The organism is Ensifer sp. GW821-FHT05G01, assembly GCF_059419585.1.
Window position 1 is genome coordinate 1 of sequence record NZ_JBWKSC010000016.1, and the last position, 18,340, is coordinate 18,340.

An 18,340-nucleotide genomic window follows, 5' to 3' on the forward strand; every position below is an offset into this window, starting at 1 on the left:
CTTGCTGCTCTTGAAGATTCCGACAAGAAGATCGGTGAAGACGCGATCCGCGAGCTGATGGCCGCTGTCGACGCCTACATCCCGACGCCTGAGCGTCCGATCGACCTTCCGTTCCTGATGCCGATCGAAGACGTGTTCTCGATCTCGGGCCGTGGTACGGTTGTGACCGGTCGCGTTGAGCGCGGCATCGTCAAGGTTGGCGAAGAAGTTGAAATCGTCGGCATCCGCGACACGTCGAAGACGACGGTTACGGGCGTTGAAATGTTCCGCAAGCTGCTCGACCAGGGCCAGGCCGGCGACAACATCGGCGCGCTGGTTCGTGGTGTTAACCGTGACGGCGTTGAGCGTGGCCAGATCCTGTGCAAGCCGGGTTCGGTCAAGCCGCACAAGAAGTTCATGGCTGAAGCCTACATCCTGACGAAGGAAGAAGGCGGCCGTCATACGCCGTTCTTCACGAACTACCGTCCGCAGTTCTACTTCCGTACGACGGACGTGACCGGTATCGTGACGCTTCCGGAAGGCACGGAAATGGTTATGCCTGGCGACAACGTCACCGTTGCCGTTGAGCTGATCGTTCCGATCGCGATGGAAGAAAAGCTGCGCTTCGCTATCCGCGAAGGCGGCCGCACCGTCGGCGCCGGCATCGTCGCTTCGATCGTCGAGTAATCGACGACGGGCGGAATGGGCGGGGCGCATCGGTATGCGCCCCGGACATAGCCGCCCAGCAAGATTTAGTTGGTCGCACGGCTTGCCGACGACGCCGAAATAGTGCAAATGGCGCGCAAGCGTGATTTGCATGGTGCGTCGGCATTGTGCGAACGCGAAAGTACAGGCCGGCCACGGCCGCTCAAATAGGAAGGGGCAGGGGAAACCTTGTCCCTCCGATCTTTGAAAAATTAGCGGACTGGCCGAACATCAAACGAAGTTCAATGCGCGTTTCTCCACGGAAACCGCAACTAACATGAACAAGGATAAGTCGTATGAACGGCCAGAACATCCGCATCCGCCTCAAGGCGTTTGATCACCGGATCCTCGATGCCTCGACGCGCGAAATCGTCTCGACGGCCAAGCGCACCGGTGCCAGCGTGCGCGGTCCAGTACCGCTGCCGACGCGCATTGAAAAATTTACGGTCAACCGTTCGCCGCACGTCGACAAGAAGAGCCGCGAACAGTTCGAAATGCGTACCCACAAGCGCCTTCTCGATATCGTAGATCCGACCCCGCAGACCGTTGACGCGCTGATGAAGCTCGACCTCGCTGCCGGCGTCGACGTGGAAATTAAGCTTTAATAACAAGGAAGGTACGTGGACTTCGGTCCAACGGCTTCCAGAAACGGGCGACCCGACGTTCCGCAAGGAGCAGAGGGAGACCTTAAACAAGAGATGCGAGGGGGTTCGCCCCATCGTTAACTCTCAAGAGGAATGAACCGATGCGTTCAGGTGTGATTGCACAGAAAGTGGGAATGACGCGCGTCTACAACGACGCCGGCGAGCATATCCCGGTAACAGTATTGCGGCTGGAAAACTGCCAGGTGGTAGCCCAGCGCACGGACGACAAGAACGGCTATACCGCTGTCCAGTTGGGCGCCGGCACTGCCAAGGTCAAGAATACGCCGAAGGCGATGCGCGGCCACTTTGCTGCCGCCAACGTCGAACCGAAGGCGAAGCTCGTCGAATTCCGCGTTTCCGCGGACAATCTGATCGACATCGGCTCCGAACTGACCGCAAACCATTTCGTTGCGGGCCAGCTCGTCGACGTTACCGGTACCACGATCGGTAAGGGCTTTGCCGGCGCCATCAAGCGCCACAACTTCGGCGGCCTTCGTGCAACGCACGGCGTTTCCGTATCGCACCGCTCGCATGGTTCGACCGGCTCCAACCAGGATCCGGGTCGCGTCTGGAAGGGCAAGCGCATGGCTGGTCATATGGGCCAGACGCGCGTCACCACGCAGAACCTCGAAGTCGTATCGACCGACGAAGATCGTGGTCTGATCCTGGTCAAGGGCGCAGTCCCCGGCTCCAAGGGTGCCTGGATCGTCGTTCGTGACGCCATCAAGTCGGGCACCCCGGAAGGCGCACCGCGCCCCGCGGCCGTGCGCGCCGAAGCATCCAAGTAAGGGAGCCGAATTATGGATCTCACCGTCAAAACCCTCGAGGGCAAGGACGCGGGAAAGGTTTCCCTTTCGGACGCCATTTTCGGTCTCGAACCCCGTGAAGACATCATTGCCCGCGTCGTTCGCTGGCAGCTCGCCAAGAAGCAGCAGGGCACGCACAAGTCGAAGGGCCGCGCAGAAGTTTCGCGCACCGGCGCAAAGATGTACAAGCAGAAGGGTACGGGCCGCGCCCGCCACCACTCCGCTCGCGCGCCGCAGTTCCGTGGTGGTGGTAAGGCTCATGGCCCGGTTGTTCGCAGCCACGCCCATGACCTGCCGAAGAAGGTTCGTGCACTCGGCCTTCGCCACGCTCTGTCTGCCAAGCTGAAGGCTGAAAACATCATCGTCCTCGACGATCTCGTTGCCGCAGAAGCAAAGACCAAGACCCTCGCAGGCGTTTTCGCCTCGCTGGGCCTGACCAATGCTCTGATCATCGGTGGCGCCGAAATCGAGAACAACTTCAAGCTCGCCGCTCAGAACATTCCGAATGTGGACGTTCTGCCGGTTCAGGGCATCAACGTTTACGACATTCTGCGCCGTGGCAAGCTCGTGCTTTCCAAGGCTGCCGTGGAAGCTCTGGAGGAGCGGTTCAAATGACGGATCTTCGCCACTACGACGTGATCGTGTCCCCCTCGATCACTGAAAAGTCGACGCTGGTTTCCGAACAGAACCAGATCGTCTTCAACGTCGCCAAGGGCGCTTCGAAGCCTGAAATCAAGGCTGCTGTCGAAGCACTGTTCGGCGTCAAGGTTACGGCCGTGAACACGCTCGTCCGCAAGGGCAAGACCAAGCGCTTCCGCGGCTTTACCGGGAAGCAGAAGGACGTGAAGAAGGCGATCATCACGCTCGCCGACGGTCAGTCCATCGACGTCTCCACCGGTCTCTAACGGATAGGCCCATTAGGGTAAAAACCCAAAAGGGAACAATAAAATGGCATTGAAAAGTTTCAATCCGACGACCCCGAGCCAGCGCCAGCTGGTCATCGTTGACCGGTCCGGCCTCTACAAGGGCAAGCCGGTCAAGGCGCTGACCGAAGGTTTGCACTCCAAGGGCGGTCGCAACAACCTCGGCCGTATTACCGTTCGCTTCCAGGGCGGCGGTCACAAGCGGACCTACCGTCTGGTCGACTTCAAGCGTCGCAAGTTCGACGTCGAAGGCACCGTCGAGCGTCTGGAATATGACCCGAACCGCACCGCGTTCATCGCGCTGATCACCTACGCCGATGGCGAACAGGCCTATATCCTCGCTCCGCAGCGCCTCGCTGCCGGCGACAAGGTCATCGCTTCTGGCAAGGCAGCCGTCGACGTGAAGCCCGGCAACACCATGCCGCTGCAGTTCATCCCGGTCGGCTCCATCATCCACAACGTGGAAATGAAGCCGGGCAAGGGTGGTCAGCTCGCTCGTTCGGCCGGTACCTACGCTCAGCTCGTTGGTCGTGACCAGGGCATGGCGATCCTCCGCCTGAACTCTGGCGAGCAGCGCCTGGTGCACGGTTCGTGCCTGGCATCGATCGGCGCCGTGTCGAACCCCGACCACGGCAACATCAATGACGGTAAGGCTGGTCGTTCGCGTTGGCGCGGCAAGAAGCCGCACGTTCGCGGCGTCGTCATGAACCCGGTTGACCATCCGCACGGCGGTGGTGAAGGCCGCACATCCGGTGGTCGTCACCCGGTTACCCCGTGGGGCAAGCCCACGAAGGGTAAGCGGACGCGCTCGAACAAGTCGACCGACAAGTTCATCATGCGCTCGCGCCACCAGAAGAAGAAGTAAGAGAGGAAGTCTCGAATGACTCGTTCAGTATGGAAAGGTCCGTTCGTTGACGGCTATCTTCTCAAGAAGGCTGAGAAGGTCCGCGAAGGCGGTCGTAACGAAGTGATCAAGATGTGGAGCCGTCGCTCCACGATCCTTCCGCAGTTTGTCGGCCTCACCTTCGGCGTCTACAACGGCAGCAAGCACGTTCCGGTCAGCGTCAATGAAGACATGGTCGGCCACAAGTTTGGCGAATTCTCTCCGACCCGGACCTATTACGGTCACGGTGCGGACAAGAAGGCAAAGAGGAAGTAACAATGGGCAAGGCAAAAGCCGAACGCCGGCTGAAGGATAATGAAGCGCAGGCAATTGCGCGCACGATCCGCGTCAGCCCCCAGAAGCTCAACCTGGTTGCCGCGATGATCCGCGGCAAGAAGGTCGAGCGCGCTCTGGCCGAACTCGAGTTCTCGCGCAAGCGGATCTCCGAGACGGTCAAGAAGACGCTTGAATCCGCGATCGCAAACGCTGAGAACAACCACGACCTCGACGTTGATTCGCTCATCGTTGCCGAGGCGTATGTTGGCAAGTCGATTGTGATGAAGCGCTTCCACGCTCGTGGTCGCGGCCGTGCATCGCGTGTTGAGAAGCCGTTCTCTCACTTGACGATCATCGTTCGTGAAGTGGAAGCCAAAGGGGAGGCTGCATAATGGGCCAGAAGATTAATCCGATCGGTTTCCGTCTCGGCATCAACCGGACCTGGGATAGCCGTTGGTTCGCTGATAACGCGGAATACGGTCAGCTTCTGCATGAAGACCTGAAGATCCGCGCTTACCTGATGGAAGAGCTGAAGGCCGCTGGCATCGCCAAGGTCGTGATCGAGCGTCCGCACAAGAAGTGCCGCGTGACGATCCACTCGGCTCGCCCGGGTCTGATCATCGGCAAGAAGGGTGCAGACATCGAAAAGCTCCGCAAGAAGCTTTCCGAGATGACCAACTCCGAAACCCACCTCAACATCGTTGAAGTGCGCAAGCCGGAAGTTGACGCAACCCTCGTTGCTCAGTCGATCGCTCAGCAGCTCGAGCGCCGCGTGGCTTTCCGCCGTGCGATGAAGCGCGCTGTTCAGTCGGCAATGCGTCTTGGCGCCGAAGGCATCAAGATCACCTGCGCCGGTCGTCTCGGTGGTGCCGAAATCGCTCGTACCGAATGGTACCGCGAAGGTCGCGTTCCGCTGCACACGCTGCGTGCGGACATCGACTACGGCACGTCTGAAGCTGAAACCGCTTTCGGTATCTGCGGCATCAAGGTCTGGATCTTCAAGGGCGAAATCCTTGAGCACGATCCGATGGCCTCCGAGCGTCGCGCCATCGAGAGTGACAATCAGGGCGGCAGCAGCAGAGACCGTCGTCGCGAAAACGCGTAACACGCGTCTGGCAGCCAATATCGGAGAATTAAAAAAATGTTGCAGCCAAAGCGTACGAAGTATCGCAAGCAATTCAAGGGCCGCATCAAGGGCGTAGCCAAGGGCGGATCTGATCTTGCCTTTGGTGAATTCGGCCTGAAGGCTCAAGAACCAAACCGCGTCAATGCGCGCGAGATCGAAGCGGCCCGCCGCGCGATCACGCGTCACATGAAGCGCGCCGGCCGCGTCTGGATCCGTGTGTTCCCTGACGTTCCGGTCACAGCCAAGCCTACCGAAGTCCGCATGGGTAAGGGTAAGGGCTCGGTCGAATACTGGGCATGCAAGGTCAAGCCTGGTCGTATGATGTTCGAGATCGATGGTGTCAGCGAAGAACTCGCCCGTGAGGCACTTCGTCTTGGTGCTGCCAAGCTCTCTGTCAAGACGCGCTTCGTGCAGCGTATCGCAGAGTAAGGAGTGAATCTCATGAAAGCCGCAGATGTTCGCGCTTTGAGCGCCGATCAACTCAACGAAGAGCTTGCCAAGCTGAAGAAAGAGCAGTTCAATCTGCGTTTCCAGAAGGCAACCGGCCAGCTCGAAAAGTCGTCGCGTATCGACGAAGTCCGTAAGGACATCGCACGCGTCAAAACAATTGCCCGCCAGAAGGCGGCAGAAGCCAAGGCCTAAGGACCACAAAATATGCCGAAACGCATTCTGCAGGGCACTGTTGTCAGCGACAAGAACGACAAGACCGTCGTCGTAAGGGTCGAGCGCCGCTTTGCGCACCCGATTCTCCAGAAGACCGTCCGCCGTTCGAAGAAGTACAAGGCGCACGACGAAAACAACCAGTACAAGGTTGGTGACGTTGTTTCCATCGAGGAATGCGCGCCGATCTCCAAGGATAAGCGCTGGACGGTGGTTGCCGCCCAGGCTTGATTTCTGCGGGATTTGACCGCGAGACCCTTGCGTCTTGGGCAAATACCTGTATGAAGCACGCAATTGAAGTGAAGGAACGCTCGAGTCCGGGCGTTCTTTTGCTTTGAGATAGGCACAATAAGCCGGGCGAGGGGGTCTAGACCCAACCGGCCCGGTAACAACAAGAAGGCGACCTGACATGATTCAGATGCAAACAAACCTCGACGTGGCGGATAATTCCGGCGCACGTCGTGTCATGTGCATCAAGGTGCTGGGCGGCTCCAAGCGTAAGTACGCGTCGATCGGCGACATCATCGTCGTTTCGATCAAGGAAGCCATTCCGCGCGGCCGCGTGAAGAAGGGTGATGTCATGAAGGCTGTTGTCGTTCGCACCGCGAAAGACATCCGCCGTGCGGATGGCAGCGTCATTCGTTTTGACACAAACGCAGCCGTTCTTATCGATAACAAGAAAGAGCCGATCGGCACCCGTATCTTCGGACCGGTTCCGCGCGAACTTCGCGCCAAGAACCACATGAAGATCATCTCGCTGGCTCCGGAAGTACTCTAAGGGAGCGTTGAGAGATGCAAAAGATTCGTAAAGGCGACAAGGTCGTCGTTCTCACCGGTAAGGACAAGGGTCGTACCGGCGAAGTCGTACAGGTAATGCCGAAGGAAGATCGGGCTGTAGTGCGTGGCGTAAACATGGTGAAGCGTCACCAGCGCCAGACCCAGAGCCAGGAAGCCGGCATCATCAACAAGGAAGCCTCGATCCATCTTTCGAACATCGCGATTGCCGATCCGAAGGACGGCAAGCCGACCCGCGTCGGCTTCAAGATCGACGGTGACAAGAAGGTCCGCGTGGCCAAGCGTTCGGGAGTAGTGATCGATGGCTAAGTCCGCTTATGAGCCCCGGCTCAAGAAGGAATATGTCGAGCGTATTCGTGCGGCTATGCAGGAGAAGTTCTCCTACGCCAACGAAATGCAGATCCCGCGCCTCGACAAGATCGTCATCAACATGGGTGTTGGCGAATCGACTGGCGACTCGAAGAAGCCGACCGTCGCAGCTGCCGACCTCGCTGCGATTGCTGGTCAGAAGCCGGTAATCACCCGCGCTCGCAACTCGATCGCTGGCTTCAAGCTGCGCGAAGGCATGCCGATTGGTGCCAAGGTTACCCTGCGCGGCGTTCGGATGTATGAGTTCCTGGATCGTCTCGTGAACATCGCTCTTCCGCGCGTTCGCGACTTCCGTGGCCTCAACCCGAAGTCCTTCGATGGCCGTGGCAACTTCGCCATGGGCGTCAAGGAGCACATTGTGTTCCCTGAGATCAACTACGACAAGGTTGATCAGATGTGGGGCATGGACATCATCGTTTGCACGACGGCTACTAACGACGACGAAGCACGCGCTCTGCTCACAGAGTTCAACTTCCCGTTCCGTCAGTAATCCGTAACGACAAGCGTAAAGAAGGATAACTGTTATGGCGAAAACGAGCGCAGTTGAAAAGAACAAGCGCCGCCGCAAACTGGTTGCCGGGCAAGCCTCTAAGCGCGCCGCTCTTAAGGCAATCATCATGAACCAGTCTCTGCCGATCGAAGAGCGGTTCAAGGCAACCATCAAGCTGGCTGAACTGCCGCGTGATGGATCCAAGACCCGCATCCGCAACCGTTGTGAAGTTACGGGCCGTCCGCGCGCCTACTATCGTAAACTTCGCATGTCGCGTATTGCGCTTCGCGAACTGGGCAACTCTGGCCGCGTGCCGGGTATTGTCAAGTCGAGCTGGTAAGGAGACGGGCACATGGCAATGACTGATCCGCTGGGCGATATGCTCACCCGTATCCGTAACGGCGCGGCACGCCGCAAGTCGAGCGTTTCCACGCCGGCTTCGAAGCTCCGCGCACGTGTTCTGGATGTCCTTCAGGCTGAAGGCTACATCCGTGGATACTCTGAAGTCGTATTTGGCAACGGCAAGGCCGAGCTGAACATCGAACTGAAGTACTACGAAGGCGCTTCCGTAATCCGTGAGATCGGACGCGTTTCCAAGCCGGGCCGCCGAGTTTATGTCTCGGTTAAGTCCATTCCGCAGGTCGCGAACGGCCTCGGCATCACCATCCTTTCGACTCCGAAGGGTGTGATGGCCGATCATCAGGCACGCGAACAGAATGTTGGTGGCGAGATTCTTTGCTCCGTCTTCTAAGACGTAACATGATCTCCATAGCGAACAGACAGGTATAAAAATGTCTCGTATCGGTAAGAAGCCCGTTCAAGTTCCTGCAGGCGTCACGGCAAGCGTGGATGGCCAGAAGGTAACGGCGAAGGGCCCTAAGGGCGAACTGTTCTTTGTTGCAAACGACGAAGTTTCGGTCGCTCTCGAAGAAAACGCGGTTGTTGTACAGCCGCTCAACCAGAGCAAGGATGCTCGTTCGAAGTGGGGCATGTCCCGCACGATGATCGAAAACATCCTGAAGGGCGTCAAGGACGGTTACGAGCGCAAGCTCGAAATCAACGGCGTTGGTTACCGCGCGTCGCTGCAGGGCAAGAACCTGCAGCTGGCACTCGGTTTCAGCCACGACGTCGTCTACCAGACGCCGGAAGGCATCACGATCGCTGTACCGAAGCCGACGGAAATCATCGTCTCCGGCATCAACAAGCAGCAGGTCGGCCAGGTTGCAGCGGAAATCCGCGAATACCGCGGCCCCGAGCCCTACAAGGGCAAGGGCGTCAAGTATGCCGAAGAGCGGATTGTCCGCAAAGAAGGCAAGAAGAAGTAAGGATCACGCGAAATGGCTAGCAGGAAAGATACTCTTGTGCGTCGCGCCAACCGCGTGCGCCGTCAAATCAAGGCGGTCGCGAATGGCCGTCCGCGCCTGTCGGTTCATCGCTCGTCGAAGAACATCTACGTACAGGTTATCGACGACGTGGCCGGCAAGACGCTTGCGTCTGCCTCCACGCTCGACACCGATCTGCGTTCGTCTTTGAAGACGGGCGCTGACGCGGCAGCAGCAGCTGCCGTCGGCAAGCTCATCGCTGAGCGCGCCGTAAAGGCTGGCGTCAAGGACGTTGTCTTTGATCGTGGCGCCTTCATCTATCACGGTCGCATCAAGGCTTTGGCCGAAGCTGCACGTGAAGGTGGTCTGAACTTCTGATCGGTTGCCAGGCGGGCTTTGTGTCCGCCTGGCACCTTCATGAGTTTCCGGTCGCTTCCGATCCATGTGACGGGGGCGACTTTTGTCAATCTGCCGATTGCACCCGGAAAAGAAAAAGGAAAAGGACAATGGCACAGGAAAGAAGGGGTTCTCGCGAAGATCGCCAGAACCGCGAAGAGCGCGACAGCGAATTTGTCGATAAGCTCGTAGCAATTAACCGCGTCGCCAAGGTGGTGAAGGGCGGTCGTCGTTTCGGTTTCGCAGCTCTCGTCGTCGTTGGCGACCAGAAGGGCCGCGTTGGCTTCGGTCATGGCAAGGCGCGCGAAGTGCCGGAAGCCATCCGCAAGGCAACGGAAGCCGCCAAGCGCGACCTGATCTTCGTCCCGCTGCGTGGTGGTCGTACCCTGCATCACGACGTTCACGGCCGTCACGGCGCCGGCAAGGTGCTGCTGCGTTCGGCCAAGGCCGGTACCGGTATCATCGCTGGTGGTCCGATGCGCGCCGTCTTCGAGACGCTCGGCGTTCATGACGTCGTCGCTAAGTCGACCGGCTCGTCGAACCCGTACAACATGGTTCGTGCAACGTTCGACGCCCTCAAGAACCAGATGCACCCGAAGGACATCGCAGCTCAGCGCGGCATGAAGTACGCCACGCTCCAGGCTCGTCGTGTTTCCTCCGGCGCTGCTTCCGAAGAATAAGGGAGCTGACAGATGGCTAAGAAAGAAAACGCTGCGAAGACGGTTACCGTCGAGCAGATCGGTAGCCCCATTCGCCGTCCGGCCGTACAGCGTCAGACGCTTATCGGCCTGGGCCTCAACAAGATGCACCGGGTTCGCACGCTGGAAGATACACCAGCTGTTCGCGGCATGATCCGGTCGGTCCAGCACCTCGTTCGCGTCGTCGACGAGAAGTGAGGGGGATAAGCTCATGAAACTGAATGAAATCAAGGACAACGAAGGCTCGACCAAGAACCGCAAGCGTCTTGGCCGCGGCATCGGCTCCGGCTCCGGCAAGACTGCCGGTCGCGGTGTGAAGGGTCAGAAGGCTCGTTCGGGCGTTGCCATCAACGGCTTCGAAGGCGGCCAGATGCCAATCTACCGTCGTCTGCCGAAGCGCGGCTTCAACAACATCTTCGCTTCGGAGTTTGTTGTCGTGTCGCTCGGCCGCATCCAGACGGCAATCGACGCCAAGAAGCTTGACGCTTCGAAGTCCGTCGATGCAGCAGCTCTCAAGGCTGCCGGCGTGATCCGTCGCGAAAAGGACGGCGTTCGCGTGCTGGCCGATGGCGAACTGAAGGCTAAGATCTCGCTCGAAGTTGCAGGCGCTTCCAAGTCGGCGATCGAAAAGATCGAAAAGGCTGGCGGCTCCATCAAGCTGCTTTCGGCTGCTGCCGAATAATATTACTGATCAACCGCCCGGGGTGCTTCACTCCGGGCGGTTTTGCTCCCATATGTGAGCCTCACGTCCGCGATGGCGAATCGCTCGCCTCGGCGGACATAGCGGAAACCACGGTGAGGCATCCGATTGCAGACACAATCGCCTCGCGTCCGGTTTTCAAGACGAAAAGTTAGTCCTTCCGGAACGGACAGGGTACTCCCGCTGATTCCGAGATTTGGTACGCGGAGAATTGCATGGCTTCTGCAGCGGAACAGCTCGCCTCGAACCTGAATTTCTCGACTTTCGCCAAGGCGGAAGATCTGAAGAAACGACTGTGGTTCACGCTTGGTGCGCTTTTGGTCTACCGTCTTGGCACCTATATCCCGCTGCCAGGCCTTAATCCGGACGCGTTCGCGCAGGCCTTCCAGGGCCAGAGCGGCGGTATCCTCGGCCTCTTCAACATGTTTTCGGGCGGTGCAGTGGAGCGCATGGCGATCTTCGCGCTCGGCATCATGCCCTATATCTCTGCTTCGATCATCGTTCAGCTGATGACCTCCGTCGTTCCGGCGCTGGAACAGCTGAAGAAGGAAGGCGAGCAGGGTCGTAAGATCATCAACCAGTACACCCGTTACGGCACGGTGCTTCTCGGCGTCATGCAGGCCTATGGCATTGCCGTCGGCCTCGAGAGCGGCAACGGCCTCGTCAACGATCCGGGCTGGTTCTTCCGCATTTCCACGGTTATCTCGCTGCTTGGCGGCACGATGTTCCTGATGTGGCTCGGCGAGCAGATTACGTCGCGTGGTATCGGCAACGGCATCTCGCTGATCATCTTTGCCGGTATCGTCGCCCATCTGCCGACGGCTCTTGCCGGCACGCTCGAACTTGGCCGCACCGGCGCGCTGTCGACCCCTCTGATTCTGGCGATCATCGTCATGATTGTTGCCGTCATCGCGCTCATCGTCTTCGTCGAACGCGCCCAGCGCCGGCTTCTGATCCAGTATCCGAAGCGCCAGGTCGGCAACCGCATGTTCCAGGGCGACACCTCGCACCTGCCGCTGAAGCTCAACACCGCGGGCGTTATCCCAGCGATCTTCGCGTCGTCGCTGCTGCTGCTGCCGGCAACGCTTGCAGGCTTTGCCAACACCGCGACGCTGCCTGGCTGGGCGACGTCGATCGTTAGCGCGCTTGGCCACGGCCAGCCGCTCTACATGGTGCTCTACGGCGGCATGATCGCGTTCTTCGCCTTCTTCTACACGGCCATCGTCTTCAATCCGAAGGACACGGCCGACAATCTGAAGAAGCACGGTGGCTTCATTCCAGGCATCCGTCCGGGCGAGCGCACCGCCGAATACATCGATTACGTCCTGACGCGCATCACCGTGCTTGGCGCGATCTACCTGATCTTCGTCTGCATTCTGCCTGAAATTCTCATCGCGCAGACCGGCGTGCCGTTCTACCTTGGTGGTACGTCGCTTTTGATTGTTGTCAGCGTTACCCTTGATACGGTAGCACAGATCCAGGGTCACCTCATTGCTCAGCAGTATGAGGGGCTGATCAAGAAGTCGAAGCTGCGCGGAGGGAAGAGGGGACGATGAGACTGATTTTTTTGGGACCGCCCGGAGCTGGCAAGGGGACGCAAGCCAAGCTTCTGACGGAGAGGTACGGTATTCCGCAGCTTTCCACAGGTGACATGTTGCGGGCGGCCGTCGCCCAGGCGACCGAAGTCGGCAAGCGGGCCAAGGCTGTCATGGACGCCGGCCAGCTCGTTTCTGATGCGATCGTCAATGAGATCGTGTCGGACCGGATCGATGCGCCGGATTGTGCCAACGGCTTTATCCTCGATGGATATCCGCGCACGGTTCCGCAGGCGGTCGCTCTCGGCCAGATGCTCAAAGGCAAGGGCTTGAAGCTCGACGCCGTGATCGAGCTCAAGGTCGACGAGACGGCGCTTGTAAAGCGCATGGAGAATCGCGTAGCGGAAACCATCGCTGCGGGCGGCTCGGTTAGATCGGACGACAATCCGGAAGCCTTCAAGCGTCGGCTTACGGAATATCGCGAAAAGACCGCACCTTTGTCGGAGCACTATGCCGGCACTGGTGAGCTGAAGACGATTGATGGCATGGCCGATGTGGACGCCGTGACAGCACAGATCGAGAAGATTCTGGCTTAGACCCTGGGTCTTTGCCGAAAAGGAACCGCCGGGGAGTTGACTTTTCCGGCTGATTCCGCCAAAGACAGCGCCAACTCGCGACATGGGAGCGATCGGCGCGGTCTTCAACGAAACGAAGTCCGGGTACGGTCGTTTTTGACGTGTCTCGAACCTCAATCAACGTGCGGCTCTTGAGGTCGCGTAACGAAGCACCTATTGCCGGATGGCAACTGGAACGCAAGGAGAATAGACGTGGCACGTATCGCTGGCGTCAACATCCCGACGGCAAAGCGCGTTGTTATCGCGCTGACCTACATTCACGGGATCGGACCGAAATTCGCACAGGAAATCGTCGAGAAGGTCGGTATTCCGGCTGATCGCCGCGTGCATCAGTTGACGGATGCTGAAGTTCTTCAGATCCGTGAAACGATCGACCGCGACTACCAGGTTGAAGGTGACCTGCGTCGTGACACGTCGATGAACATCAAGCGTCTGATGGACCTGGGCTGCTACCGCGGCCTGCGTCATCGCCGCAGCCTGCCGGTGCGCGGTCAGCGTACCCACACCAATGCCCGCACCCGCAAGGGTCCGGCAAAGGCGATCGCCGGTAAGAAGAAGTAATTTCCCGAATAGGGAGATTGGGAGGCTGGCGCACGCGCCGGCCTCCTTTTGCAGTTTGGGAAGGGCGATGCCCGACCGTCGCGGAGCCGGACCGGTTTCGTGAAATACCTGCAGGGCCGGTTCCTCCGGTCCTGGATGAAACTAAAGAAGCAGGGCAGGGGACGAAAATTCCTTTCCCGGTGGAGCCGCTGGAATTACGGCGGTGCAGAGATCTAAGAAAGGGATCCTATGGCCAAGGAAGCCACCCGCGTTCGCCGTCGCGAACGCAAGAACATCACGTCTGGCGTAGCGCACGTCAATTCGTCGTTCAACAACACCATGATCACCATCACCGACGCACAGGGCAACGCAATTGCCTGGTCGTCTGCCGGTGCGAAGGGTTTCAAGGGCTCGCGTAAGTCGACCCCGTTTGCCGCTCAGATCGCCGCTGAAGACTGCGCCAAGAAGGCTCAGGAACACGGCATGAAGTCGCTTGAAGTCGAAGTTTGCGGCCCAGGTTCCGGTCGTGAATCCGCTCTTCGCGCACTGCAGGCAGCGGGCTTCATGATCACCTCGATCCGCGATGTGACCCCGATCCCGCACAACGGTTGCCGCCCGCGCAAGAAGCGCCGCGTCTGATCATTTGCGTTCAAAATGCCGGTGAGGGCGCTTCGGCGCGCTCCCGGACTTCGGGGCTCGGTTGTCACGATTGGATGGTGACAACGAACGGAAGGCACAAAACATGATCCAGAAAAATTGGCAGGAACTGATCAAGCCGAACAAGGTGGAGTTCATCTCCTCGGGCCGCACCAAGGCAACGTTGGTCGCGGAACCGCTTGAACGCGGCTTTGGTCTGACGCTCGGCAACGCGCTTCGTCGCGTGCTGTTGTCGTCGCTTCGCGGTGCTGCTGTCACCGCGGTGCAGATCGACGGCGTCCTGCATGAGTTCTCCTCTATCCCGGGCGTCCGGGAAGACGTGACGGACATCGTGCTCAACATCAAGGAAATCGCCATCAAGATGGATGGCGACGACGCAAAGCGCATGGTTGTGCGCAAGCAGGGTCCGGGCGTTGTAACCGCCGGTGACATCCAGACGGTTGGCGACATCGAAATCCTCAACCCGAACCATGTGATCTGCACCCTCGACGAGGGCGCTGAAATCCGCATGGAGTTCACCGTCAACAACGGCAAGGGCTACGTTCCGGCTGACCGCAACCGTTCGGAAGATGCTCCGATCGGCCTCATCCCGGTCGACAGCCTGTACTCGCCGGTCAAGAAGGTCTCGTACAAGGTGGAGAACACCCGCGAAGGCCAGGTTCTTGATTATGACAAGCTGACGATGTCCATCGAGACGGACGGTTCCGTCACCGGTGAAGATGCGATCGCGTTTGCGGCCCGTATCCTTCAGGACCAGCTGTCGGTTTTCGTCAACTTCGACGAGCCGCAGAAGGAAGCAGAGGAAGAGGCTGTCACCGAACTCGCCTTCAACCCGGCGCTTCTCAAGAAGGTCGACGAACTGGAGCTTTCCGTCCGTTCGGCCAACTGCCTGAAGAACGACAACATCGTCTACATTGGCGACCTCATTCAGAAGACCGAAGCAGAAATGCTCCGCACGCCGAATTTTGGTCGCAAGTCGCTGAACGAAATCAAGGAAGTTCTCGCTTCCATGGGCCTGCACCTCGGCATGGAAGTGCCGTCCTGGCCGCCTGAGAACATCGAAGATCTCGCAAAGCGTTACGAAGACCAATACTAACCATTAGACTGCGGGCAGATGCCTGCAAGTGAAGGAGAATAGCAATGCGCCACGGTAAAGCCGGCCGCAAGCTGAATAGAACCGCCAGCCACCGCAAGGCGATGTTTGCCAACATGGCAGCTTCGCTGATCGAGCACGAGCAGATCGTTACGACCCTGCCGAAGGCTAAGGAAATCCGCCCGATCGTTGAAAAGCTCGTCACCCTCGGCAAGCGCGGCGACCTGCATGCTCGTCGTCAGGCGATCTCGCAGATCCGCGACGCTGTTGTCGTTGCCAAGCTGTTCGACACGATCGCTTCGCGCTACGCCACCCGCAACGGCGGCTACCTGCGCATCATGAAGGCTGGCTTCCGCCAGGGCGACAACGCTGCTCTCGCCGTCATCGAATTCGTTGACCGCGACACCGATGCAAAGGGTGCGAAGGATCGCGCTCGCGTCGCAGCTGAAGCTGACGCCGCAGAAGCAGCCTGATTATTTCAGGCTGATTGAATTGAAAGCGGCCGGGTGTTCGTCACCCGGCCGCTTTTTTATGTCCCATCATTCGGTGAGGCCGCGTCTTGCAGCCAGACCATCAGCCTCGCTGATCGGGACGTACAGACACTGCGCCGCCGATCCGCTTGCGAATGTAACCAGCACGCCAACGGCCACAGGCAGTGCCAGGTCGAGGGTCTCTTACAAGTGGAATTGTCCGACAGGGCCATCTATGCCCGACGGCTTCTGTTGGCCCCAAGAGGCCAATAGGCCTCATATCGAGGCTGGCACACATAAACCGTCGACGAAGGAAAATACACCGTCATGGAGACGATAGAAGCCGTCTTGCGGGACCGGGAGTTCCAGCATTTCTCGTTTCGATAAGCCTGCGTAGACGCCTCGGATAATTCGCCCGAACAACCCGTGCGATATCGCTATCGTCGGACGTCCGATATCTGCAATCCATGCTTTCGCACGGTTGCAAGCATGGTCGAAGTTCTCACCATCAGGTGATTTGAAATACCAATCGAAAGCATCGGAACCGTCGAGATAGCCGGGGAACTCCGAGTTGATCTCAAATGTGGTCATCCCGTCCCATGAGCCAAGCGTGACCTCCATGAGCCGGGCATCTTCGCTGCTTGGGACGGAAAGCACACGTTGAACCCTGCGCGCGGTCTCGCGAGTTCTGCCAAGGGGACTGACTTGCATCACGGACGACTGAGCGGCATCAGCGATCTCGTGAAAAAGAATTCTTGCGACGAAATCTGCCTGATCGATACCGCGCGGAGTAAGTGACGAGTCCTTTTGGCCCTGAAACCTCCCGAGTGTATTCCAAACGGTTTCACCATGCCGCAACAGGTAAATATTCGACACGCGAATGCCCCTCTTAAACGACTAAATACAAGAATGGACAGTCGCATGGCCGATTGATGACCGCAATTGGCGCGAAGCGGCCGCCCCGTCATGGCGGCAGTCTTCGATACGGCATGACGCATCTTGTTCAAGGTTCAGCAGGGCACCGCCTACGCTACGGCATCCTTTGCGTGTCGGTGCGGCGGGTTGGCCTGCCGTTTGCGCTTCAGATAGGGCTTGCGCACCAGCCGCCATCCCAAAAGCAAGGCGACGAGCGCGAGATAGGTCATCTGCTCGAGACCGACTACCTTCACCGACATGGCAAAATGCAATGCACCCGCCGCAGCGATGACATAGGCGAGCTTGTGCAACTGATTCCAGCGGCTGCCAAGGCGTCGGATCGACCAGGTGTTCGATGTCAACGCCAGCGGAATGAGCATCACCAGACCGGCCATCCCGATGGTGATGAACGGGCGCCGAGCAATGTCGGCGATGATGGCGGGGATGTTCAAGACCTGGTCGAGCAGGAAATAGGCCAGGAAGTGCATGACGACGTAGTAGAATGCAAGCAGCCCGAGGGCACGTCGATAGCGCAGCCAGTTGGTCCCGAACAGGTCGCGGATCGGGGTGATCGCCAGCGTGGCGACTAGAAAGCGCAGCGCCCAGATGCCCAGCAGATGCTCGAATTCCTTGACCGGATTTCCCGGAAGCCGCCCGGTCGCGCCGAGATAGAAGGCAACGAGCGCCGGACAGAGACCGAGCCCGTACAGTGCCCAGACGGACGCCGTGTGGAAGCGTTTTGGCAGGGCTGGCAGTTTGGCCATGGTCAGAAATTCGCTTTCAGGTCCATGCCGGCATAAAGGCCGGCGACTTCGTCTGCATAGCCATTGAAGGGCAGCGTGTCGCGCCGGTTGGCGCCGAAGAAGCCGCCGCCGCCGATCCTGTTTTCTGTCGCCTGGCTCCAGCGCGGATGGTCGACGGCGGGGTTCACATTGGCGTAAAAGCCATACTCGGTGGGCGCCGAGAGGTTCCAGGTCGAAGGTGGCGGTGTTTCCGTCAGCGAGATCCGCACGATCGACTTGATACCCTTGAAGCCGTATTTCCAGGGGGTGACGAGCCGGATCGGCGCGCCGTTCTGGTTGGGCAGGGTCTTGCCGTAGACGCCGACCGAGAGAATGGTCAGCGGGTGACGGGCCTCGTCGAGGCGCAGGCCTTCGCGGTAGGGCCAGGGCAGCGGTTGGAAGAAGCCGGATTGGCCGGGCATTTGCTCCGGGCGCACCACGGTTTCGAACGAGACGTACTTGGCACTGCCGAGCGGCTCGACCTTGTCGAGGAGTGCTGCGAGCGGAAATCCGGTCCAGGGAATAACCATCGACCAGGCTTCGACGCACCGCATCCGATAGACACGTTCTTCGAGTGGAAGCGCCAGAAGCTCCTCCAGCCCGAATTCTTTCGGCTTGGCGACGAGACCGTCGACCTTCACGGTCCACGGCGTCGGCTTGAACGCATCCGCGTTTGCGGCAGGATCGGCCTTGCCGGTCCCGAATTCGTAAAAATTGTTGTAGCCCGTGACGTCGGCTTCCGGTGTCAGGTCCTCGTCCACGGTGTATTTGCCCTTGGGCGCCGCAAGGGCGACGGCATGGGCAGTACCCGCGCCCGCGACTAGCAGGGCGCCAGCAGTCGTTGCCAGAAAAGTGCGTCGTGAAAGAAAGCAGCCCTCCGGTGTGATTTCGGATGATGCGATTCTCGGTGGACGATAGGCCGGCATGATCTTTTCCGCTTT

The 18,340-nt window shown here is 59.0% G+C and carries 31 protein-coding genes; 28 read left to right on the forward strand and 3 right to left on the reverse strand.

From position 1 onward, the window contains the following. From AC07UR_RS29770 to rplQ, 28 genes are all read left to right on the forward strand, one after another. On the forward strand, window positions 1-666 hold a 666-nt coding region (locus AC07UR_RS29770; RefSeq protein ID WP_268833770.1), incomplete at its 5' end, for an EF-Tu C-terminal domain-related protein. 314 nt (window positions 667-980) lie between these two features. Then, window positions 981-1,289, forward strand: a complete 309-nt coding sequence (gene rpsJ, locus AC07UR_RS29775; RefSeq protein WP_003507767.1) for a 30S ribosomal protein S10 — start codon at window positions 981-983, stop codon at window positions 1,287-1,289. A 140-nt stretch (window positions 1,290-1,429) separates the two neighbouring features. Then, window positions 1,430-2,116 (forward strand): 50S ribosomal protein L3, encoded by a 687-nt coding sequence (gene rplC / locus AC07UR_RS29780; RefSeq protein ID WP_025426664.1) that lies wholly within the window; start codon window positions 1,430-1,432, stop codon window positions 2,114-2,116. A 12-nt stretch (window positions 2,117-2,128) separates the two neighbouring features. Beyond that, window positions 2,129-2,749 carry a 50S ribosomal protein L4 gene (gene rplD / locus AC07UR_RS29785; protein ID WP_112811830.1) on the forward strand — a complete coding sequence of 207 codons (621 nt, stop codon included), beginning with the start codon at window positions 2,129-2,131 and terminating at the stop codon, window positions 2,747-2,749. After that, the gene (locus tag AC07UR_RS29790) at window positions 2,746-3,039 is read left to right on the forward strand and encodes a 50S ribosomal protein L23 (protein ID WP_025426666.1); all 294 of its coding nucleotides are present in this window, start codon (window positions 2,746-2,748) and stop codon (window positions 3,037-3,039) included. The genes rplD and AC07UR_RS29790 overlap by 4 nt, the downstream gene beginning before the upstream one ends. 43 nt (window positions 3,040-3,082) lie before the next feature. Beyond that, on the forward strand, window positions 3,083-3,922 hold the full coding sequence (gene rplB / locus AC07UR_RS29795; protein WP_112811829.1) for a 50S ribosomal protein L2: 840 nt from the start codon (window positions 3,083-3,085) through the stop codon (window positions 3,920-3,922). Between the two features lie 15 nt (window positions 3,923-3,937). Continuing rightward, entirely contained in the window at window positions 3,938-4,216 is a 279-nt protein-coding gene (gene rpsS, locus AC07UR_RS29800; RefSeq protein ID WP_112811828.1) for a 30S ribosomal protein S19, read from the forward strand. A gap of 2 nt (window positions 4,217-4,218) precedes the next feature. Then, window positions 4,219-4,608: a 50S ribosomal protein L22 gene (rplV, locus tag AC07UR_RS29805; protein ID WP_112811827.1), complete on the forward strand. Its 390-nt coding sequence runs from the start codon at window positions 4,219-4,221 to the stop codon at window positions 4,606-4,608. Next, window positions 4,608-5,321 (forward strand): 30S ribosomal protein S3, encoded by a 714-nt coding sequence (gene rpsC / locus AC07UR_RS29810; RefSeq protein ID WP_053247115.1) that lies wholly within the window; start codon window positions 4,608-4,610, stop codon window positions 5,319-5,321. Before rplV ends, rpsC begins: the two co-directional genes overlap by 1 nt. A gap of 36 nt (window positions 5,322-5,357) precedes the next feature. Beyond that, window positions 5,358-5,771, forward strand: a complete 414-nt coding sequence (rplP, locus tag AC07UR_RS29815) for a 50S ribosomal protein L16 (RefSeq protein WP_011975175.1) — start codon at window positions 5,358-5,360, stop codon at window positions 5,769-5,771. A 12-nt stretch (window positions 5,772-5,783) separates the two neighbouring features. Then, the gene (gene rpmC / locus AC07UR_RS29820) at window positions 5,784-5,984 is read left to right on the forward strand and encodes a 50S ribosomal protein L29 (protein ID WP_025426672.1); all 201 of its coding nucleotides are present in this window, start codon (window positions 5,784-5,786) and stop codon (window positions 5,982-5,984) included. Window positions 5,985-5,996: 12 nt separating this feature from the next. Continuing rightward, the gene (gene rpsQ / locus AC07UR_RS29825) at window positions 5,997-6,233 is read left to right on the forward strand and encodes a 30S ribosomal protein S17 (protein ID WP_025426673.1); all 237 of its coding nucleotides are present in this window, start codon (window positions 5,997-5,999) and stop codon (window positions 6,231-6,233) included. A gap of 178 nt (window positions 6,234-6,411) precedes the next feature. After that, entirely contained in the window at window positions 6,412-6,780 is a 369-nt protein-coding gene (gene rplN / locus AC07UR_RS29830) for a 50S ribosomal protein L14 (RefSeq protein ID WP_003536525.1), read from the forward strand. 14 nt (window positions 6,781-6,794) lie between these two features. Then, on the forward strand, window positions 6,795-7,106 hold the full coding sequence (gene rplX, locus AC07UR_RS29835; RefSeq protein WP_025426674.1) for a 50S ribosomal protein L24: 312 nt from the start codon (window positions 6,795-6,797) through the stop codon (window positions 7,104-7,106). Continuing rightward, window positions 7,099-7,656, forward strand: a complete 558-nt coding sequence (gene rplE / locus AC07UR_RS29840) for a 50S ribosomal protein L5 (RefSeq protein ID WP_025426675.1) — start codon at window positions 7,099-7,101, stop codon at window positions 7,654-7,656. Before rplX ends, rplE begins: the two co-directional genes overlap by 8 nt. Window positions 7,657-7,690: 34 nt before the next feature. Beyond that, window positions 7,691-7,996 carry a 30S ribosomal protein S14 gene (gene rpsN, locus AC07UR_RS29845; protein ID WP_025426676.1) on the forward strand — a complete coding sequence of 102 codons (306 nt, stop codon included), beginning with the start codon at window positions 7,691-7,693 and terminating at the stop codon, window positions 7,994-7,996. Between the two features lie 12 nt (window positions 7,997-8,008). Further along, a complete protein-coding gene (gene rpsH, locus AC07UR_RS29850; RefSeq protein WP_025426677.1) occupies window positions 8,009-8,407 on the forward strand; it encodes a 30S ribosomal protein S8 in 399 nt (132 codons plus the stop codon). 40 nt (window positions 8,408-8,447) lie between these two features. Next, window positions 8,448-8,981: a 50S ribosomal protein L6 gene (rplF, locus tag AC07UR_RS29855; RefSeq protein ID WP_112811826.1), complete on the forward strand. Its 534-nt coding sequence runs from the start codon at window positions 8,448-8,450 to the stop codon at window positions 8,979-8,981. A 12-nt stretch (window positions 8,982-8,993) separates the two neighbouring features. Continuing rightward, window positions 8,994-9,356, forward strand: coding sequence for a 50S ribosomal protein L18 (gene rplR / locus AC07UR_RS29860; protein WP_025426679.1), 363 nt, complete (start codon window positions 8,994-8,996; stop codon window positions 9,354-9,356). A 128-nt stretch (window positions 9,357-9,484) separates the two neighbouring features. Next, window positions 9,485-10,054, forward strand: coding sequence for a 30S ribosomal protein S5 (rpsE, locus tag AC07UR_RS29865; RefSeq protein WP_025426680.1), 570 nt, complete (start codon window positions 9,485-9,487; stop codon window positions 10,052-10,054). A gap of 12 nt (window positions 10,055-10,066) precedes the next feature. Then, on the forward strand, window positions 10,067-10,270 hold the full coding sequence (gene rpmD / locus AC07UR_RS29870) for a 50S ribosomal protein L30 (RefSeq protein ID WP_025426681.1): 204 nt from the start codon (window positions 10,067-10,069) through the stop codon (window positions 10,268-10,270). 13 nt (window positions 10,271-10,283) lie between these two features. Beyond that, window positions 10,284-10,754 carry a 50S ribosomal protein L15 gene (gene rplO, locus AC07UR_RS29875; RefSeq protein WP_115420480.1) on the forward strand — a complete coding sequence of 157 codons (471 nt, stop codon included), beginning with the start codon at window positions 10,284-10,286 and terminating at the stop codon, window positions 10,752-10,754. Between the two features lie 233 nt (window positions 10,755-10,987). After that, complete coding sequence (gene secY, locus AC07UR_RS29880) at window positions 10,988-12,328, forward strand: preprotein translocase subunit SecY (protein WP_065785913.1); 1,341 nt, start codon at window positions 10,988-10,990, stop codon at window positions 12,326-12,328. Beyond that, the gene (locus tag AC07UR_RS29885) at window positions 12,325-12,903 is read left to right on the forward strand and encodes an adenylate kinase (protein ID WP_173419738.1); all 579 of its coding nucleotides are present in this window, start codon (window positions 12,325-12,327) and stop codon (window positions 12,901-12,903) included. The genes secY and AC07UR_RS29885 overlap by 4 nt, the downstream gene beginning before the upstream one ends. A gap of 231 nt (window positions 12,904-13,134) precedes the next feature. Continuing rightward, a complete protein-coding gene (gene rpsM, locus AC07UR_RS29890) occupies window positions 13,135-13,503 on the forward strand; it encodes a 30S ribosomal protein S13 (RefSeq protein ID WP_025426685.1) in 369 nt (122 codons plus the stop codon). Window positions 13,504-13,731: 228 nt separating this feature from the next. Then, window positions 13,732-14,121 (forward strand): 30S ribosomal protein S11, encoded by a 390-nt coding sequence (gene rpsK, locus AC07UR_RS29895; protein WP_003536496.1) that lies wholly within the window; start codon window positions 13,732-13,734, stop codon window positions 14,119-14,121. 103 nt (window positions 14,122-14,224) lie between these two features. Next, window positions 14,225-15,235, forward strand: coding sequence for a DNA-directed RNA polymerase subunit alpha (locus AC07UR_RS29900; protein WP_025426686.1), 1,011 nt, complete (start codon window positions 14,225-14,227; stop codon window positions 15,233-15,235). Between the two features lie 44 nt (window positions 15,236-15,279). Beyond that, window positions 15,280-15,705 (forward strand): 50S ribosomal protein L17, encoded by a 426-nt coding sequence (gene rplQ / locus AC07UR_RS29905; protein WP_077498418.1) that lies wholly within the window; start codon window positions 15,280-15,282, stop codon window positions 15,703-15,705. 273 nt (window positions 15,706-15,978) lie between these two features. Here rplQ and AC07UR_RS29910 read toward each other — a convergent pair whose 3' ends face one another. From AC07UR_RS29910 to msrP, 3 genes are all read right to left on the reverse strand, one after another. Further along, entirely contained in the window at window positions 15,979-16,578 is a 600-nt protein-coding gene (locus AC07UR_RS29910) for a histidine phosphatase family protein (protein ID WP_209792794.1), read from the reverse strand. A gap of 149 nt (window positions 16,579-16,727) precedes the next feature. Then, window positions 16,728-17,381: a protein-methionine-sulfoxide reductase heme-binding subunit MsrQ gene (gene msrQ, locus AC07UR_RS29915; RefSeq protein ID WP_209792796.1), complete on the reverse strand. Its 654-nt coding sequence runs from the start codon at window positions 17,379-17,381 to the stop codon at window positions 16,728-16,730. A 2-nt stretch (window positions 17,382-17,383) separates the two neighbouring features. Continuing rightward, window positions 17,384-18,325: a protein-methionine-sulfoxide reductase catalytic subunit MsrP gene (gene msrP, locus AC07UR_RS29920; protein WP_209792799.1), complete on the reverse strand. Its 942-nt coding sequence runs from the start codon at window positions 18,323-18,325 to the stop codon at window positions 17,384-17,386. Window positions 18,326-18,340: the final 15 nt, after the last annotated feature.

What these genes read in the sequence shown, in the direction of transcription:
- rpsJ (WP_003507767.1), top strand. Translation starts at nt 981, where the DNA reads ATGAACGGCCAGAACATCCGCATCCGCCTCAAGGCGTTTGATCACCGG.
- rplC (WP_025426664.1), top strand. Translation starts at nt 1,430, where the DNA reads ATGCGTTCAGGTGTGATTGCACAGAAAGTGGGAATGACGCGCGTCTAC.
- rplD (WP_112811830.1), top strand. Translation starts at nt 2,129, where the DNA reads ATGGATCTCACCGTCAAAACCCTCGAGGGCAAGGACGCGGGAAAGGTT.
- AC07UR_RS29790 (WP_025426666.1), top strand. Translation starts at nt 2,746, where the DNA reads ATGACGGATCTTCGCCACTACGACGTGATCGTGTCCCCCTCGATCACT.
- rplB (WP_112811829.1), top strand. Translation starts at nt 3,083, where the DNA reads ATGGCATTGAAAAGTTTCAATCCGACGACCCCGAGCCAGCGCCAGCTG.
- rpsS (WP_112811828.1), top strand. Translation starts at nt 3,938, where the DNA reads ATGACTCGTTCAGTATGGAAAGGTCCGTTCGTTGACGGCTATCTTCTC.
- rplV (WP_112811827.1), top strand. Translation starts at nt 4,219, where the DNA reads ATGGGCAAGGCAAAAGCCGAACGCCGGCTGAAGGATAATGAAGCGCAG.
- rpsC (WP_053247115.1), top strand. Translation starts at nt 4,608, where the DNA reads ATGGGCCAGAAGATTAATCCGATCGGTTTCCGTCTCGGCATCAACCGG.
- rplP (WP_011975175.1), top strand. Translation starts at nt 5,358, where the DNA reads ATGTTGCAGCCAAAGCGTACGAAGTATCGCAAGCAATTCAAGGGCCGC.
- rpmC (WP_025426672.1), top strand. Translation starts at nt 5,784, where the DNA reads ATGAAAGCCGCAGATGTTCGCGCTTTGAGCGCCGATCAACTCAACGAA.
- rpsQ (WP_025426673.1), top strand. Translation starts at nt 5,997, where the DNA reads ATGCCGAAACGCATTCTGCAGGGCACTGTTGTCAGCGACAAGAACGAC.
- rplN (WP_003536525.1), top strand. Translation starts at nt 6,412, where the DNA reads ATGATTCAGATGCAAACAAACCTCGACGTGGCGGATAATTCCGGCGCA.
- rplX (WP_025426674.1), top strand. Translation starts at nt 6,795, where the DNA reads ATGCAAAAGATTCGTAAAGGCGACAAGGTCGTCGTTCTCACCGGTAAG.
- rplE (WP_025426675.1), top strand. Translation starts at nt 7,099, where the DNA reads ATGGCTAAGTCCGCTTATGAGCCCCGGCTCAAGAAGGAATATGTCGAG.
- rpsN (WP_025426676.1), top strand. Translation starts at nt 7,691, where the DNA reads ATGGCGAAAACGAGCGCAGTTGAAAAGAACAAGCGCCGCCGCAAACTG.
- rpsH (WP_025426677.1), top strand. Translation starts at nt 8,009, where the DNA reads ATGGCAATGACTGATCCGCTGGGCGATATGCTCACCCGTATCCGTAAC.
- rplF (WP_112811826.1), top strand. Translation starts at nt 8,448, where the DNA reads ATGTCTCGTATCGGTAAGAAGCCCGTTCAAGTTCCTGCAGGCGTCACG.
- rplR (WP_025426679.1), top strand. Translation starts at nt 8,994, where the DNA reads ATGGCTAGCAGGAAAGATACTCTTGTGCGTCGCGCCAACCGCGTGCGC.
- rpsE (WP_025426680.1), top strand. Translation starts at nt 9,485, where the DNA reads ATGGCACAGGAAAGAAGGGGTTCTCGCGAAGATCGCCAGAACCGCGAA.
- rpmD (WP_025426681.1), top strand. Translation starts at nt 10,067, where the DNA reads ATGGCTAAGAAAGAAAACGCTGCGAAGACGGTTACCGTCGAGCAGATC.
- rplO (WP_115420480.1), top strand. Translation starts at nt 10,284, where the DNA reads ATGAAACTGAATGAAATCAAGGACAACGAAGGCTCGACCAAGAACCGC.
- secY (WP_065785913.1), top strand. Translation starts at nt 10,988, where the DNA reads ATGGCTTCTGCAGCGGAACAGCTCGCCTCGAACCTGAATTTCTCGACT.
- AC07UR_RS29885 (WP_173419738.1), top strand. Translation starts at nt 12,325, where the DNA reads ATGAGACTGATTTTTTTGGGACCGCCCGGAGCTGGCAAGGGGACGCAA.
- rpsK (WP_003536496.1), top strand. Translation starts at nt 13,732, where the DNA reads ATGGCCAAGGAAGCCACCCGCGTTCGCCGTCGCGAACGCAAGAACATC.
- AC07UR_RS29900 (WP_025426686.1), top strand. Translation starts at nt 14,225, where the DNA reads ATGATCCAGAAAAATTGGCAGGAACTGATCAAGCCGAACAAGGTGGAG.
- rplQ (WP_077498418.1), top strand. Translation starts at nt 15,280, where the DNA reads ATGCGCCACGGTAAAGCCGGCCGCAAGCTGAATAGAACCGCCAGCCAC.
- msrQ (WP_209792796.1), bottom strand. Translation starts at nt 17,381, where the DNA reads ATGGCCAAACTGCCAGCCCTGCCAAAACGCTTCCACACGGCGTCCGTC.
- msrP (WP_209792799.1), bottom strand. Translation starts at nt 18,325, where the DNA reads ATGCCGGCCTATCGTCCACCGAGAATCGCATCATCCGAAATCACACCG.